4 protein-coding genes are annotated in these 17368 nt (G+C 63.4%); all 4 read right to left on the bottom strand.

Going from position 1 to position 17368, the window contains the following annotated elements; all coding sequences use genetic code 11:
* Positions 1-200: 200 nt before the first annotated feature.
* The 4 genes from T3A99_RS17750 to gspE all read right to left on the bottom strand — a co-directional run bounded on the left by T3A99_RS17750 (position 201) and on the right by gspE (position 17306).
* Positions 201-12743 carry a filamentous hemagglutinin family protein gene (locus T3A99_RS17750; protein WP_322834625.1) on the bottom strand — a complete coding sequence of 4181 codons (12543 nt, stop codon included), beginning with the start codon at positions 12741-12743 and terminating at the stop codon, positions 201-203.
* A gap of 211 nt (positions 12744-12954) precedes the next feature.
* Positions 12955-14142 (bottom strand): substrate-binding domain-containing protein, encoded by a 1188-nt coding sequence (locus T3A99_RS17745; RefSeq protein ID WP_305468235.1) that lies wholly within the window; start codon positions 14140-14142, stop codon positions 12955-12957.
* Between the two features lie 534 nt (positions 14143-14676).
* Positions 14677-15888, bottom strand: coding sequence for a type II secretion system inner membrane protein GspF (gene gspF, locus T3A99_RS17740; protein WP_076385230.1), 1212 nt, complete (start codon positions 15886-15888; stop codon positions 14677-14679).
* Positions 15888-17306 carry a type II secretion system ATPase GspE gene (gspE, locus tag T3A99_RS17735; RefSeq protein ID WP_076385232.1) on the bottom strand — a complete coding sequence of 473 codons (1419 nt, stop codon included), beginning with the start codon at positions 17304-17306 and terminating at the stop codon, positions 15888-15890. The genes gspF and gspE overlap by 1 nt, the downstream gene beginning before the upstream one ends.
* Positions 17307-17368: the final 62 nt, after the last annotated feature.

Genomic DNA, 17368 nt, shown 5'->3' with positions numbered 1-17368 from the left:
GGTCTTGCCCTATTGCTCCGCAGGAGCGGGGTTGCTCGCGAACGCGAAAGATCAGTTGCTGTGGCGTTGAAGGTATCGCCGCCATCGCGAGCAGGCTCGCTCCCACAGGGTCTTGAGTGATCACAAGAGTAGTGTTCACCGCAGATTCCTTGTGGGAGCGAGCCTGCTCGCGATGCCGGCGCCTCGGTGCCAGCCGATCGCTACAAGCTCAACCGCCCCCGCTCTTCCTCGGTCAAGCGCTGCCGGGTCTGTTCATCCAGGGGGCCGGCGCCCAGCACTTGCACCGGGCTGGCCGGGTCGTAGGCCCGTGGCGTGTCGCGGCTGGCACCGTCGCGGGACGGGGCCAGTTGCTCGGAGCCGAAGCTCACCACCTGCACGGTGAACACCGACGCCTGGTTTTGTCGCGCCGCGTTCTGCTGCTGGCGCGCCACGTCTTCCGCCGCTTGTGTCGCCGAGGACGCCGCCGAACTGGCCGAGGTGATGGCCCCGGTGTTCACCGTGGCCGCCAGTGATACACCGGAGGATTTGCCCTGGGTCTGGATGTTGGCCGCGTTCACCACGGTCAATGCCGCGATGTTGACGTTGCCCGACACCCGGATCCCCGCCTCGCCCGCATCGATGGTGCCCAAGGGCGCGATCAGGTCAATGTCGCCCGGCGCCACTTCGGCAATCGGGTTGAGCGTGGCGATACCGGCGCCGGTGCTCGGCACCGACGGCGACAGGGTCACGTTGCCCCAGCTGTCATACAAGCGCTTGGGCGGCGTGTAGACCACGGTGGTCTTCGAACCGCGACCGGCGTTGATATCGCCCTGGGCCGACCAGCCGAGAATCGAACCGCCAAAGGTGGTCATGATCCGGCTCTGCCCTAGTAGAATGCTGTTCTGCGCATACAACTGGATATCGCCCTCACCCTGGGTAATGACCCCGGCGGTGGACGGTGGTGCGTTGCCTTCGATGCCGAACGTCTGCCCGCCGCCCGGCGTGAGCATCTGGATGCCACCGCCGAAATCGGTGTGCACACCCGCCCCGCCGAACATCGTGATATCGCCCTTGTAGGTGATCGCGTTACCCGCCACATCCTTGCTTGGGAACAACAAGTCGATAGCCTCCCGCCCGCGCAGGTAGCTGCCCTGGCGCACGCCGCCCACTTCGTTGTACTCACGGCCACCGGCCTTGAGCTCGGCGAAGTACACGTCGCGGGCAAACACCCGCTGCTGCTCGGCCGGCAGCGCCGCGAAGTAGTTGCGGGCCTGCTCGGTGTCGCCGCTGAAGCCGAAGCGTTGCTCCAGCCAATCCACCAGTTCCGCCTCGTAGGTCTTGGCGACTTTACCGTCCTGGTTCGCCAGGGGCACACCGGCCAAAGCCTGGTTGGCCGGGTCCAGGTACGCCTTGACGAAGCGCTGGTAATCCGCGCCGTTGAGTCCCGCGCCGGCTTGCAGCACCAGGCTTGCGCCAGGGCGCGAATCCCCCGGCACCACAGCGCCGATACTGTTGATGCTGACCTTGTCGTCCATCCGCAGATTGCGCCCGGCGGTGATCTCCAGCAGGCCGGGACCGGCGACGTTGAAGTTGCTGTAAAGGATGTCGCGCCCGGCCGAGACGATGGAGATGTCGGTGGAGTTGTTGTGGATGAAGAGGTTGCCGGTGCTGGTGTAGTTCCCTAAGTAGAAGTCGCTGGTCAGCGAGCCGCCCAGCGGTATACCGCTGCTTACAATGTCTCGTCCGGCCTTCATCCAAACGGCCCCCATACCTTCGAAGGAAATCTGTCCGAATCGGCCATCGTTCTCAGAGGTGTACCTCATCGCTCGTCCACTCGCGACTGCCAGCAAATCGCCTGTGAGCGCATAAAAGCGAGCAGGATCCGTGTTGCCGGCCCACTCGTTGGAGGCGCTGCTGGTATCGAAGGTAATCAACGGTAAAGTATCCGCGCTGGGAGGCACACGATTGGCATCAGCGGAGAGATTGCTGACCACCACACTGCCATTTACGAGCCCGGCAAAGGCTGGGCGCAACGGTGTCGCCAGGGCCGCAGACGATGCACCGGAACGACTGACCGACATATCGCCACCGTAGATGGAATCGCCGGCCATGAATTGCAACTCACTGTTGATGCCAGGAGCGAGCAGCAGGGCTGGACGATCGTTGCCGTTGTAGCCGGTTCCATCCCATACCGAGGATTGGCCATAATAAAGACTGCCATTGGCCGCCACAGCCCTCAGGATCGACGGGTAGACCACGGCTAAATCCGTGGCCGTCGCGCTAACGAAAGGCGTCAGGTTACCTCCCGACGACCACAAGTCGATCGCCGTGTTGGCGGTCCACAACGTAAACCAGCTGACACCCGATCCGTTGGTCGCACCACTTTTGAAGGGCGAAACGCTCATCATCGGCGCCCGGCCCGGGTCTGCTACGTCCATCACTACCAAGTCGCCCGAAGTGCTCAGATTGAACGTGGCATCGCCCGGCATCAGGGTCAGCCCGCCTGTTGGCAAGCTTCGCGTAGCTCTGAAAGAGTCATAAGCGCGTGTTTCTCCGGGAGACTGTACCGAAGCAACGTTGCCATAGCGCAGGTCGATTCGACCGATGGCACCGCTATCGATCTGCGCATACCCCCGCAGGTTGATGACCGCGCCATTGAGATGCCCGTTCACGAACAGGCTCTCGGGATTCAAAGCACCACCCACACGCAGATCAAGATCACCACCACCGGTCAATTGCAGACTGCCATCAGCGCCCACACGCCCGGTGCTGCCCACGGCAAGAACCAGTCCTTGGCTGCGGCTGTTGCTGATCGGCACAAGACCACTCCCTGCCATTTGATCGAGCACCCCCGCATCGCCGGCCACCTGAACATTCAGGTTACCGCCGCCTAGAGTACCGAACCCCGTAAACCCGACCATCAAATCAGCCTTGCCGTCCTTCGCGGCGGTGTAACTGCCAAAATTGATCCACCAAGCGGTGGGTTGTGCCTGCGTGCCGGTTGCGACTGAGCCATTGCCCTGACGCCACAGCCAATTGCCGACGTTGACCGTATCGTAACCAACGTCTCCCCCATTGGGCCGCCCCCTATCCGTACTCGATACGTCCAGGCTATTACCGGTCAGATTGCCGCCAACCTTCAAGCTCAGGTTGCCGCCAAAGTCCGGGTACCAGGCACGATAAAGACTGTTGCTACCACCATCCACGAACTGCTCGTTTTCACCTAGTGCATCATTGAGCACCTTGCCCGCCGCCCCCAGCGCCTTGGGCTGATTGTACGGGTCGTTGGCATAAGTCTCGCTGGCTGAACTGCCGGCGGTGTAGACGCCGTACAGAGAATCCATTTTCAGATCGCCCGCCGACAGCAGCTCAAGGTCTGCCGCTCCGGTGCGGATCACACTCCAACGTTGGCTGCCTGCCTTGTATTCCGTTTGCCCAACAGCGGTGCAAAACGACGGGGTGTCGTCACACATTCCAGGATAGGCAAGGTTTTCGAAATCAATCGGTTGACCCACGAGGTCTGGAACCCCGAAGTTTTCCGCCCCTTCCTCCGTCCAGACAAAGCCGCTACTGGCCTTGCAAAACGACGGGGTATCCTCACACATCCCTGGATAGGCAACGTTCTCAAAATCAATGAATTTACCTGCCAGGCTCGGATCTCCGAAATTTTCCGCCCCCTCTTCGGTCCACACCAGCCCCCCCGCCCCGGCCTTGCCAAACATGCCGTAGTGACTATCAGCCAAATGAAGATCTCCACCCGCCAACACAGGCTGCACAACCCGGCTGTCCGCCGCCTGCGTATCGGCGCCGGCCACCAGGCGCAACGACCAGGACTGCGAACCCTCGGCCAGCATCGGCGCAATGGCCCAGTTGCTCCCCGCCACTTCCGGACGCAACTGCACCGACTCGACACCGGCCGGCAACTTGATGTCGGTACCTGAAGGAATTTTCGAACCCACACTCAGCGCCAGGGCCCCGCTGAGACGCAGCACATTGGTCAAGCCGTTGCTCGCGCCCGCAATGCCTGGCAAGGCAACGCCTTTGGGCCAGATCAGGCTGCGTATTGTTGCGCCGCTGCCCAGCAGGCTGCCTACCCCCAGCACCGTGCCCGCCTCCAGGGTCTGGGTCGAAGCCAACAAAGTGCCAGCGGCGAACAACAGATTACCCGAGGCGTCATGCACCGCCGCAGCCAGCACCGTGCCCGCCGGCAGCACCAGTGGCTGATCAAGCGTCGCCGCCACCGGCAGGCGTGTTCCCGCCGCCAGGGTCGCGCCCTTAAGGGGTACGTCGAAGTTGAGCACCGAGCCCGCTGGAAACGCCGTGCCATCCGCCAGGGTCACACCGGTACCGGGCACGACAATATCACCCGCCGCGAAATCAATGCCCGGCAACAGCACCCAGCCCTTGTCGTCGTTGGTCGCGGGCGGTTGGGCGAATCCGTCGGTGATGCTGCCATAGATGTTCAGGTCACCCCCGGCGCGCAGCGTCAGCGCACCCGACTCACCAGAGCCGTACACGGCGGTTTTACGAGTATGCGGATTCACACTGGCGTAGCGATAACCGGACAGGTCCAGGTCACCCCGCACCACCAGATCACCGTCGGCCGTCGCGCTGACGATCTCCACACCGGGCCGCAGGTGGAACGCATCGGCATATCGAGCATTGTTCAGACCGGCGAGTTTACGTTGCATCAAATCGCCGTTGGCCAGCGCCGCGTTGATGAAGGCAATACTGTCCTGGTGCTTGCCATCCAGGTACGCCTGGTCGATGACCTGATAAGGGCGTCCGCTGGCTGCCGGATCGCTGCCAAACTCTGCATCGTTGTACTGCCACATACCGTTGACCGCGATGGACCGGGCGCCCTGGATATCCAGGCCACCGCGTGCATCGATGGCAATGTCGCCCTGGGTCGGGGTCGAGCCGGCGCGGCGTGCATTGAGTTCCAGCGTGCCACGGGCACGGTCGTCGTGCTGCCCGGCGAGCGCCGCAGTGCCATGGCGCAAATCGATGCGAGCTCCGTCGGCCAGGGTCAGCACGCCGCCTCGCGAGGTCAGGTCGACAATGGCGCGGTTCGGTGAGTCGATGATCTTGCCATAGCTGTCCACCCGCAGACGGCTGCCGTGGGCATCGAGCACCGCGTTGCTGCCCAGGGTCAGGGAGCGCCCGGCCGCAAGCCGGATGCTGCCGACCCGCTCGCCGCTGGCGTCGACCTTGCCGTTGACCAGCAGGCTGCCATTGTCCAGGGACACGTCAATGGACGAGGCCTTGAGTTCGTTGCCGATCACCAGGTCGCCCTGCTTGAGCTGGAAGCTGCGGGAGCCGAACAGCTGTCCTTCGTTCAACCGTTGGTTCAAGGCCGCGAACTGCTCGCTGAGGTTACCGTTGCCGCCCAGGCGCTGGGCCTGGATCTCCACGCCGCCAGCCAGATATGGCATGGCGGTGCCCCCGGCGTCATATTCGCCGGTGCTGCTGCCGAGAATCCGCCCCTGCAAATCGACCACCCCGGCCGCGCCGTCCAGGGCCACCGCACTGAGCCGGCCAGCCTGGTTGTGGCGCGCCGAAAGGTCGATGCTGGAACCAGCAGCCTGGCGGATGTTGCCGCTCTGGCTTTGCAGGATCACCTCGCCTCCGGCGCTGTAGCGTGTCACATCGTTGAAGGTGACGGTGCGGCCCGCCACGTCGATCAGTGCCCCATCGGCCAGGGTCAGGTCATCCGTCGCGCTCAGGGTCAGCTTGCCGCTGGGCAGCATCACCGCGCTGGCAAGGTTCAGGCTCGCGCCTTTGATGGACAACTCGCCCCCAAGCCCGGAGACATTGCCCGGCTTGGCGCTTGTGCCCGCTACGTTGACCGCGCCGCCTGCGGTGATGCGGTTGACCGAGCCGGCTTCACCGGTCAGCAACGGGGTGAGGATATTCAGGTTGCCGCCGCTGTAGGCGTAGCCCGTTTTCGCGTCATAGGCCCCCTGGCGTTGATACACCGCCAGGCTGCCTTTGTGGTTGGCGGTCAGGCGTTCGCTGGCGCTAAGGTTGACGTTGGCGAAGCCCAGTGCAAGACGGTCCAGGGTAGTGATCGAGCTCGGTTGGGCGAAATCGCCATAGCCGAATTCGATGCGCTGAGCCTGGATGTCCAGGCGACCGGCACCGGTGCCGGCCCCACCGGCAATCACCGAACCCGGCGCGCCAACGGCGCCGTTCCAGATCAGGTTGGCGGTGCGGATGGTCGCCACGTCGTTGACGCTGCCGGCGCCATAAATGGCCGGGGTGCTGAGCATCAGGTTATTCAGGCGCGACTTGCCTGTTGTCGGGTCATAGGTGTCCAGGCTGACGGTGCCGTAGAAATTCAGCGCCTGACTGGCCGACAGTTCGAGGGTTTCCAGGGCCGGGGCGCCGTATTCGGTGTCCCCGCGCAACAGGCGATCGAGTACCGTCTGGCTCAGGGTCAGACCGGCCGGCAAGACCTGACGCGCCGCTGCGTCGCTCAATGCCGGGGCGGTGCCGACGTTGATATTGCTCAGGGCCAGGGTCAGGTGACGGGTGCCGTAGCGCACCTTGTCGTCCAATTCCAGGCTCCCTCCGGTGGCGGCGACGATGCCGCCCTCGGAATGAATTCGGGTGACGCCGCTGCATGGCGTCAGGCTGCAGCCGCCGATGTTGATGGAGCCGCTGCTGCCCGATGAGGGTGCCAACACGTTGAGCAAGCCGTTGGAGGCGGCCAGCAAGTTCTGACCACTCACATTGAGGTCATAGATAAAACCGTCATGGGCATCGTAGGCAGCCGCGCCACGACCAATGGTATTGATGGCGGCGCCTTGTTCCATCGACACCTCGCTGCTGGCCAGCAGGAAAACCTCCGGTGCCGCCAACGTAGCGCCTTCACGCAAGATCACTCTGGACGAGGTTCTACCTCCACTGCTCGAGGGCGTGATGTAGTTTCCGCTCTGACCATAGAGCGTCAAGAACTGCCCACCAATAACCTGACGCGATGCATTCAAGGCATTCAGGCTTTCGGCATTGAGGGTCACGCCCTCGAAGCCGGCCGTGGCCCCGCGCCCATCGGCAACGACCTCCAACGCCCCATTACCTCCAACCACCGTGACGGTACCGCCGTAGCCACCTTTCTGAGGCGCGAACTTGCCGATGCCTTTAAAGGAGAACGCCTGATCTCCCGCTCCTGGCGCGAGTTTCAACTTCAAAGTCTTGGCGTCCACCGGCAACAGGGCTCGTGGCACGCCCAGGCGTGCGGCATCGGCTACAGCGAACTGGGCGTAGCTGGTTTCGTTGTACTGCGAATAGCGACGCAGCACATCGCCCGAAGTCAGGATGACCTGGCTGGACAGACTGTTGCGCTGCCCGGTATTGACCACCGACAGCACCCCGGCGGTGGCCCAGGAGCCGTTGCGCATCTGCAACGCACCCGCCGTGGAACCCTGACCCGCCAGACCGTTGACCTCGACCCGGAACGCCCCCGGCAGCAAGGCATAGGTGGACGGCATCAGCGTATAGGTACCGGCGGCCAGCCCCGGTACACCGGCGCCAATGGTGATTTGTTGTCCGATCCTGGGGTCCACTGCGCCGCCCTCGGGCGCCACTGGTGCGTATGCACTCTGGTTGCCCGGCACAATGGCGTAGACCGGGTTGCTGGACAGGCCCGGTAAAGTAAAGCCGCCGTTGGCACCGATTTGCACCAGCGGGTTGAAGCGCGCGTCGGTGGAGCCGCCACGGCCGGAAATGAAACCGGCACCCAGCAGATCACCGCCACCCGAAAGATCGAGTACCGAGCCTTCCTGGGCCGCAACAGACTTTCCGCCCAGAATCACACCAATATTCAGATCCCCGTTGCCATAGGAGATGGCCCCTTGCCCCAGAAGCACCACCTTCTTGCCCGCGTACTCATAACTCTGACCATCGACGGTACCGCCGTAAGGCAGAACCAGACCGAGGCCACTGACTGAAGTGAGGCTGTTCGGCAGCAAGTCCACTTGGCTAGTGATGCTAGTGCCGTCGTTGGTGCCGACCTCAATCAACCCCAGCGGGGCCCGAACCACCCCCCCCTGCTCGATATTCGCACTGCCCAGTTGTAAGTGACCGAATGCCGAATAAGGTACCTGAGGCGTCACCTGGGTAGTCCGCCCGATGACCAAGCTGCGCGCCGGGTCGTAGGCAGAGGTGCCACTCAAGCTATACCCCGCCAATACCCGAGCCCCGACCCCGGTCGCCGGATACAGTTGCGCCGCTTGCAGGATCATGTCCGAAGGAGTCATTAATTGCGTGCTAAAGCCCGTAGGCAATCCTTCGCTGGAGAATCCCGCCAGGAAGCGCAAATCACCACGGCTGCTTAACTGGACCAGGTCGAACCCGGCGCGCTCCAACTCGACCGTGGTGCCATTGGCCTGTCTCAGCGTGCCTTTGCTGCTGAATCTCACATTGCCCTGTACATCCAACAAGTCGGCGTTGACGGAAAGCACCGCCTTGTTCGCAAGTGGCGATACGTCGCCTTCGATCAGCGGTCGGGTATAGGAATCCATATTCGGTAGACTGGCCGCCGGCCCCGCCAGCAGCAAATGAACTGCATTAAGTTGAACACGGGTGTCGGCTGGCGCGGCTGTGCTCAACCCGAAGCTACGCGCATATAGGCTCAGGCTTTGGCCGAGGGACAACGACACGTCGCCACGGATACTAATAATGCCGTTACTCAGCAGAGACAGGCTGTCGAAGCCGCCCGCCTGGACCTGGTCCACACCCAAACGCCCATGACCATAGATCAACGAATCCGCCGAGGCCTTGGCGGTGTCGCTTAGCGGGCTCGCCTGGGCGGTTTGTCCCAGCACCAGTTCACGCACCTGCAAGACCCGGTCATTGACCGCGCTTTTCAGGTAATACGGTGTCTCCAGCGCCACCGACAAACTGCCCCCTGCGGCCCCCGTGCCACCGGAACGGGCGCTGAATTCGCCGTCCAGGTACAGACCATTGGCCGACGCCAGGGAAATACTGCCACCGTTGCTCGTCACCGATGTGCGTCCCTGGCCAGGAACATCCAGCATTGCCTGGCTGCCATCCGCTTGCAGGCGTGCCCCCTCGCGCATCACCACGAACAATTCCGGCGCCGAAGCCGATCCTTTCGCGACATCAATCTGACCACCAATGACAATCTCGCCGCCGTCATGCACCAGGCCATAGGTCTGGCCGCGCATGTCTTGGGCAGTCACGGCCCGACTGGAGACATCGATCAATGCTTGCTCGCCTAACCAGATGGAGCGTCCATGGCCTTGGGCATTGACCGGGTTGCGAACTGGGTTGCTGACGCTCAGTTCGGTGAGACTGACTCGTCCGCCCCAGGCGTTGAGGGTGCCGTTGACGGTCAGTTGACCGATGCTGCGCAAGTCGATGCCTTGTCCCGGATCGACGCTGATCACGCTTCCACGCCCGATGTTCAATACCGTGCTGGCCATATCTGCCGCGCTGGAGTTCGCGGTACCGGCAGTGAGGCTCAGGCTCGCGCCGTGGCGCTGGGTGAGAACACCTTTGATCGCATCTTCCTGATACAGCTCCGGCGTCCAGCGCTGCAAGGCATCAGCCGGCTCTGCGTTGCTGCCGGTAGTCAACGCCTGCTCGCCGAAACGGTACACCGGCATCGTCACATCGACCCGGGTCCCATCGGCCACCGTCAGGCCTTCGTTGCCGGTGATGTCATAGGCCGAGAAACCCTTGTCGAAAAAGTCGCCGTCCAGTTGCAACGTTCCCGGTTCCAGTGGCGAGCCACTGTTGCCGATCAGCACTTTGTTGGCCGCCAGCTTCAAGGTCCCGCCACCGCTCACCCCGGTGCCGCGCAGTTCACCGTCCAGGTTCAAGGCGCCGTTACCGGACGACGCGCCGGTACTGGCGGTCAGGGTCAAGTCACCGCCCTTGCCACCGCGGGTCTTGCCATCGGCCATGACCGCAGCACCGGAGCTGACGTCGATCAGGCTGCCCTGGCGCACATCGATATCGCCACTGCTGCGCACAGACACCGTACCGCCATTGATGAACGGCAGACCTTCACGGTCGTTGCCGTCGAGCAGCAAATTGCTCCACCGCCCAGCGGTGTTCAACGTCACGCCTTCGCCCAACGTGACCGCTGCACGCTGACCGGTGGCAGGCGAAAGCACGACGTCTACCATCTGGAAATTATCGGTTCTGACCTGTTTAAGCACGTTACCCAGGGCAATGCGACCGCTGCGGGCCGTCAGGTCGGCGTTCACTTCCACCTGCGGCGCGTAAAGCGTGATATCACCGCCATCGGCCACGTTGAGCGCGCCGTCGACTTTGATGCCTTGCGCCGCTGCCACCTTGACCGCGCCGAGTTGGAAGCCATTGAGCAGCTCATTGTCCAGCACCAACTTGCCTTGCCGATCAGTGCCGACCACCGAGGTCAGGTCAAGGCCCGCAGCAATCTTGTCGTTGACCTCGCCGACGGTGACCTGATCGAAGGTAGGGTTCAGGCCACTGTTGATCACACCGCTGGCCTTGTCGTAGATCGGCGTGTAACTGCCCACCAGCAACTGAGCCCGCCGGGCCACGGCGTTTTGCGATTGCTGGTAACCGTCGAGGTTGAGGTTCGGTGCCTGGTTCTGGCGTTCGCCCTGGTAGACCTCGCCGACGATCTGGCCTTCCAGCACCGCGTTGCGGGTCGACACCACCAGCTTGCCGGCATCGCGGCCAACGGTGTAGCCGGCCTCAAAGCGCTCGCGGGGGGCGATCAGTGGGTTGTAGTAGTAATCGGTCTGGCCCCAGCGTTGGCTGTGGTCTTCGTAACCCTTGTAGATGCCGCTGTAGAGGATGTCCCCCGGCGCCTTGGACAATTCATACAAGCGCCCATTGGGGCCCCTGAGCCAGGACTGCCGCAGGTAGCCGCTCTGCACATCCAGGGTACCGCCGGACAGGTTCAACTGCGCCGCCTGCTGGGTCACCACGTCGTTGCCGGTGAACGTCAGCGTGCCACCTTGGGCGGCCCATTCACCCATGCTGTGGCCCCGTGTGCCCAGGTAGCCGCCGACTTCCAGCAGCCCACCCGCCGTGTACCAACGGTCGGTGGCATAACCGTTGGTGCCCGCCGGCACGTAGATCAAATCACGTACGTCCACCCAGACATCGTTGTTGGTCAACTTGCCGCCCTCGCGGTTGACCGGTGCGTCACGCTGTTCGTTGCCCTGTACGTTGACCTTGATGGAGTTGGACTCCATCGCCACCTTGACGCCGATGGCGCCGGACACGTCGATCACCGCACCATCGCGCACCAGGCTGCGACCGGCGGCGCTGACCGCGACCTGACCGCCGGTGGCCAGGGTGATGGAGCCGTTCTGGAAGTCGACGCTGCCGCCACTGACGATCTCGACCCGCGACTGGTCGGTGCGGTCGACCACGCTGCTGAGGTTGTTGAACCGACCGGTGATCAGGTTGTTCGGCGTACCGTCCAGGCCGGCGGGCCCGGCATTGTATTGGCTGTCCAGGGCACTGCCGCCGCCGGCGTCAAGCAGCACCGCCGTGGCACTGCCCTGCCCCAGGGTGACGCTGCCGGTGCTGTCGCTGAAGGCGTTGAGCAAGTGCACGGTGCCGCGGGTGTCCACCGAACTGCTCGCCACCGCCACGCCATTCTGCTGCACATTGTGCCCGGTGAGGGTGATGTCGCCGGTGCTGGCCTGGATCAGGCCGCTGTTGATCACCGTGCCGGCGCTGCTGCCCGGCTTGAGGGACGTCGCGACCTCGTTGCCACGGGTGGTGGAACGCGGGTTACCGCTGGTGCCCTGACCCCGGCGAATATAAAAACTGTCGCCCGCTGCCAGGGTGGTCTGGCCCTTGGCGGTGATGATGGAACCGGCGTTCTCCACTTCCGAGCCCAGCAGCAAGGCATAGCCGCCCCCGGCGGTGGAGGTGGCGGCGCGGTGGGTCTCGATCCGCGCACCGCGCTGCACTTCGATCTTGCCGGCGGCGTCAGTGAAGGTCGGCTGGGTGCCAGTGGCATCGACGTACAAGCCGCGCTGGCTGAACTGCTCGTCGCTGACGTTGGCCGCCACCGCCGCCAGGTTGCGCACGTTGACCTGGCTGCTGCCGCTGAAAATGATGCCGTTGCGGTTGACCAGCATCACCGTGCCGTTGCCCTTGATCTGGCCCTGGATCTGGCTCGGTCGCGCTTGAGGGTCGTTGACCCGGTTGAGCACGGCCCAGTCCGACTGCTGCTGGAAATCCACTGTGGTATTGCGGCCGACGTTGAAGGTTTCCCAGTTGAGAATCGCCTTGTCGGCGGTCTGCTCGATCTTCACCGTGGTCTTGCCGCCGACCTGGGTCTGCTGCGGTCCCTTGGCGTTGAGCCAGCCCTGGGTCAGGCTGTTATCGACCTTGAGCCCGCCCTCGCCCAAACCGTCGGGCACGGTCTGCACCTGCCCGAATGCGGCTTGCCGCCCCGCAGCCTGGGCCGCCTGCTGGGCCGCGATGGCGGCCACGGTGTTGTTGAGGTTGGTCAGCGAACGCTGCAACTGCGCATTGGCCCGTTGCTGTTGCGCCAGGGGTGGCGGCATGCCTGGCTGCGCGGTCGTAGGTCGCCCCGCGCCACCGGCCTGAGACGCGCCCTTGGCGGCAAACCAGGCCGAACTGAACGCCGTCGCCGCGTGGGCATTGCCGGCCACCATCAGCAGGGCAATGGCCTGGGCCAGCGGCTTGAGCCGCAACATCGACAACTCGCCATCGCGACGGGGGGCATTCAGTTTCGTCTGAGGTTTGCAGCGCAGCATCCTACTCATCCTTTCGGTTTGCTCTAAGGGGCACAACGCAGTGCTATCAAGCTGCCAGCGTTGGTTATAGGGGTTAGGCGGTTACAGCCGCTCGGGACCGAACGGATGTCATGAAAATTTCATGTGGCTGTGTTGGCGCCGGTGTGACGCAAAAATCAGCAACGGCTTGCACCGTTGCTGATCGGGTGTTGCAGGTCGCTCAAGCGTAGGCTTACAACGGACGACCGACGCTATTGCAGACGTTGGTGTTGCCGATGCTCAGAGCGTTAGAGGCGGTCAGGAAGCTGCCGCGGATCGCGGACTTCCAGGCGCCTGGCAGCGGCACGAAACGGTTGGCGGTGATAGCCGCGTCGTTGCTGCTGGCAGCAGTGGCGTTGTAATGGCGAGTGAAGAAGTCACGCACTTGCGTGGTTTGGGTGGCATCGGCGTAGCACTGGCTGAAGATCACGTTAGTGAAGCCCAGGATCGGGTAGCCGGTGGTTGGGTAAGCCACAACGCTTGGATCGCTAGGGTTGGTGGTTGCAGCGAATACCGGTACCCAGGCGTTCGGGTTAGCGCGGTTGGCGGCAGCAGGCACGGTGACAGCTGCGATTGCGGCCGACACGTTGGCCGGGGCTGGGGAAACACCGGCAACGCGAGCGACCTTGGTGGCGTCGTCCAGGCCGGCCAAGGTGGTGGCGGCGTAATCCGGGCTCATGTAGGTGATGCGACCTTGGGCAGCATTCACCGCATCCATCACAGCTTGGCTACCAGTGGCGGCTACGGCGCCGGCTGGCAGGCCAAGGCTATAGCTGGAGGCGAAGTTGGTGGTGATGGCGAAAGTACCGGGCACAGCGGGTACAGCTGTAGGGCACTTGGCGTTCAGAAAGCGGGTGAACAGTTCGGTAGTACCGCTGCTCTCAGCACGATAAGTCACAGTGATCGGGCCGGAACGGCCGGAACCGGTGATTTGGTTCCAGTCAGTCAGCGTGCCGGCGAATACGCCGCACAGCTGAGCGACGCTGAGGTCAACGTTGGCGGTGCCGGTCTTGTTGAAAGGAATGGCAACCGAAGTGGCGACCGAAGGCACCTGGATCAATGGGCCCCAGGCGGCGCCGTGGTTGGTGACGTAGGCGTTCAACTCAGCCTGGGTGAGCTTCGAATCGCTGCCCGCCCAGTGCACGTTCTTGCTGGTGTCACCAGGCACGAAACGGGTGTAATCGTTGTTCAGGAAAGCGGCCTTGCCAGCACCGCTGCCCACGCCAATGTAAGGGGCGAAACCGGCAGTCAGGACGCCGGAAGTCTGGTACAGCGGCTGAGGCAAGGTAGCGCCACCACCGTTGACATCAGCCATGGCGGCCTGAGCGGCGCAGAGGCCGGCGAGGGTCAGGGATACCGCGAGAACGTTGCGCTTAAACATGAAGAATCTCCTTTCATCGTGTTCGTACGTAGGTTGGGTGACGCGTGCTTGCCGTCATGGCGCTCGGTCCTGTGCCGATGGCGATGGGGTGAGGCCATGGGTTAGAAACTCGCAGTTTCCGGTGACAGATAAAGGAAAAAACCTCGGGAGCTGGAGGCTGTTTTTTGGGGTTTTTCCTCGGGTGTTCGAGGGCTCTGGGTTGGGGTTTCAGACAGGTTTTGTGACGGTGTTGCGCAGGGTGGGCGTGGAGATGGCGGCGGGTGGTTGTCTGACGATGGAAGATGACAGAACGAGGAACCCGAGTTTGGCGTTGGCGAGGGTCGGGAGGTGTCTCAAGCGTTGAAAAAATTTCCGCTCGATCAGCTTTTTTTGTGGCGAGGGGATTTATCCCCGCTGGGCTGCGCAGCAGTCCTAAAAGCCAAACAACTCGGTGTGTCGGATAGATTGAGTTGGCTGTATGGGGGGCTGCTGCGCAGCCCAACGGGGATAAATCCCCTCGCCACAAAATCAATGTTCACCACGGATTGCGTGCGCTTATTGAACCAACTGATTGATCTCGATAATCGGCAACAACACCGCCATGACGATCACCAGCACCACACCGCCCATGACCACGATCATCAGCGGCTCCAACAGCGCAGTCATGCCCATGGCCCGGCGTTCGATGTCGCGGGACAGGGTTTGTGCGGCGCGTTCGAGCATTGGCGGCAGGCAGCCGGTTTTTTCGCCGCTGGCAATCAGGTGGATCAGCACCGGCGGGAAGACTTTTTCCACCCGCAACGCTGCCGCCAGGTTGACCCCTTCGCGGACCTTGGCCGTGGCATCGCTGACGCTCAGGCTCAGGCGGTCGTTGGACAGGGTCTGGCGCGCCGCCTCCAGGGCTCGCAGCAAGGGCACCCCGGCGCCGCCGAGAATCGCCAGGGTCGAGGCAAAACGCGCGGTGTTGAGGCCCAGCACGAAACGCCCGATCAGCGGCAGGCGCAGGATGCGACTGTGCCAGTTCAACCGCGCCTGCGGGTTGCGCAAATACAGCCGCCAACCCCAGAACCCACCGGCCAGCATGCCAAAACACAACCAGCCCCAGGCGCGGATGAAATCGCTGGCGGTCAGCATCGCCACGGTCAACCCAGGCAGGTCCTGGCGGGCCTGGGAGAATGCGCTGACCACTTGGGGCACCACGTAGCTGAGCAGGAAAATCACGATGGCAATCGACACCAGCCCCACCACGCCCGGATAGATGAACGCCGTAAGGATCTTGCCCCGCAGGTTGTTGCGCTCCTCGATGTAGTCCGCCAGCCGCTCCATCACCTGGGCGAGGTCGCCGGACTCTTCACCGGCGGCGATCAGTGCCCGGTAGATGTCCGGAAAGTCCCGGGGTCGCGCCGCCAGGGCTTCGGCCAGGCGCATGCCGCTGCGCACATCGGCGCGCACTGCGCTGAGGGTCTGGGCGATGTGTTTGCGCTCAGCCTGTTCCACCGTGGCGCTCAACGCGGCCTCCAATGGCAGGCTGGCTCCCAGCAGGCTCGCCAGTTGCCGGGTGGCCCAGGCCAGGTCGTTGTCCGAGAGTTTGGCGCTGAACAGGCCGCCGCCATGGGCTTGCGTTGTATTGCGTTCGACCTGCACCTGCAACGCCGTCAGCCCGCGACTGCGCAGCAGGTTGAAGGCGCCACTCTGGCTGTCGGCTTCCAGGTGCCCGACCTCGATCTTGCCGGTGGCGTCGGCGGCCTCAAAACGGTAGCGATTCATCAGGCGTCCCGTGTCACGCGCAGGATTTCTTCAGGGGCGGTGGCGCCACTGCGCACCCAGCGTTCACCGTCCTCGCGCATGCTGAACATGCCGGCCTGGCGGGCGGCCGCACGCAGCGCCTGCTCCCCTGCCCCCTGGTGGATAAGCGTGCGGATATCATCGTCGATGCAGAACAATTCATGGATGCCGGTGCGACCGCTGTAACCGGTCTGGTTACAGCTCGGGCAGCCCACCGGGCGCCAGGTGCCGGGGGTTGCCGGATCAGCTTGTTTGCACTGCGGGCAGAGTCTGCGCACCAGGCGCTGGGCGAGTACGCCGAGCATCGACGAGGCCAGCAGGAACGGCTCGACGCCCATGTCAATCAAGCGGTTGATGGCCGACACAGAGTCGTTGGTGTGCAGCGTCGCCAACACCAGGTGACCGGTGAGGGAGGCTTGTACGGCAATTTGTGCGGTTTCCAGGTCACGGATTTCGCCGATCATGATGATGTCCGGGTCCTGGCGCAGAATCGCTCGCAGGGCCAGGGCGAAGGTCATGTCGATCTTGGCGTTGACCTGAATCTGGCTGATGCCCGGCAGGTCGTATTCCACCGGATCTTCCACCGTGAGAATGTTGTGTACGCTGGCGTCGAGCCGGGCCAGGGCGGCGTAGAGGCTGGTGGTCTTGCCGCTGCCGGTGGGGCCGGTGACCAGCACGATGCCGTGGGGCTGGCGGATCAGGTGATCGAGTTTGCCCAGTACGTCCGGGTCCATGCCCAGGGTTTCCAGTTGCAGGCGCCCGGCCTGTTTATCCAGCAGGCGCATCACCACCCGTTCGCCATGGCCGGTGGGCACCGTCGAAACCCGGATGTCAATCGGGCGCCCGGCCACGCGCAGGGCAATGCGGCCGTCCTGGGGCAGGCGTTTTTCGGCGATGTCGAGCTGGGCCATGATCTTGATCCGCGACACCAGCGCGCCATGCAGGGCCTTGCGTGGCGAAACCACGTCACGCAGGGTGCCGTCAACGCGGTAGCGCACCACCGAATGGCTTTCGTAAGGCTCGATGTGGATGTCGCTGGCCTCATCCCGCGCGGCCTGGGTCAGCAAGGCGTTGATCATGCGGATCACCGGCGCGCCGTCCTGGGTGTCCAGCAGGTCGGTGATCTCGGGAATGTCCTGCATCAGTCGGTCGAGGTCCACCTCGTTCTCTGCCGCGCCCACCACGGCGGCGGCGCTGCCGGTGTCGGCGTAGGCACTGTTGAGCAACCCGTCGAGTTCCTCGTCACGCACCCGCTCCAGCCGCACCTCGCCGAACTGGCGGCGCACTTCACTGATGGACCAGCCTGGCGTGGAGGGACAGACCATCAACACCGCGCCTTCATCCGACTCACGCAGCACCAGGCGCTGGGCCTTGGCCCAGGCGTATGGGAGGGTGTTCATGCTGACACCTCAGACCCAAGAAACACACATGTCCCCTGTGGGAGCGAGCTTGCTCGCGATAG

It is taken from the genome of Pseudomonas sp. N-137, from assembly GCF_034555295.1.
Lineage (GTDB): Bacteria > Pseudomonadota > Gammaproteobacteria > Pseudomonadales > Pseudomonadaceae > Aquipseudomonas > Aquipseudomonas rhizophila.
The sequence above is the reverse complement of the archived record's forward strand: the minus strand, read 5'-3'. Positions and strand labels throughout refer to the sequence as shown.

What these genes read in the sequence shown, in the direction of transcription:
- T3A99_RS17750 (WP_322834625.1), bottom strand. Translation starts at nt 12,743, where the DNA reads ATGCTGCGCTGCAAACCTCAGACGAAACTGAATGCCCCCCGTCGCGAT.
- T3A99_RS17745 (WP_305468235.1), bottom strand. Translation starts at nt 14,142, where the DNA reads ATGTTTAAGCGCAACGTTCTCGCGGTATCCCTGACCCTCGCCGGCCTC.
- gspF (WP_076385230.1), bottom strand. Translation starts at nt 15,888, where the DNA reads ATGAATCGCTACCGTTTTGAGGCCGCCGACGCCACCGGCAAGATCGAG.
- gspE (WP_076385232.1), bottom strand. Translation starts at nt 17,306, where the DNA reads ATGAACACCCTCCCATACGCCTGGGCCAAGGCCCAGCGCCTGGTGCTG.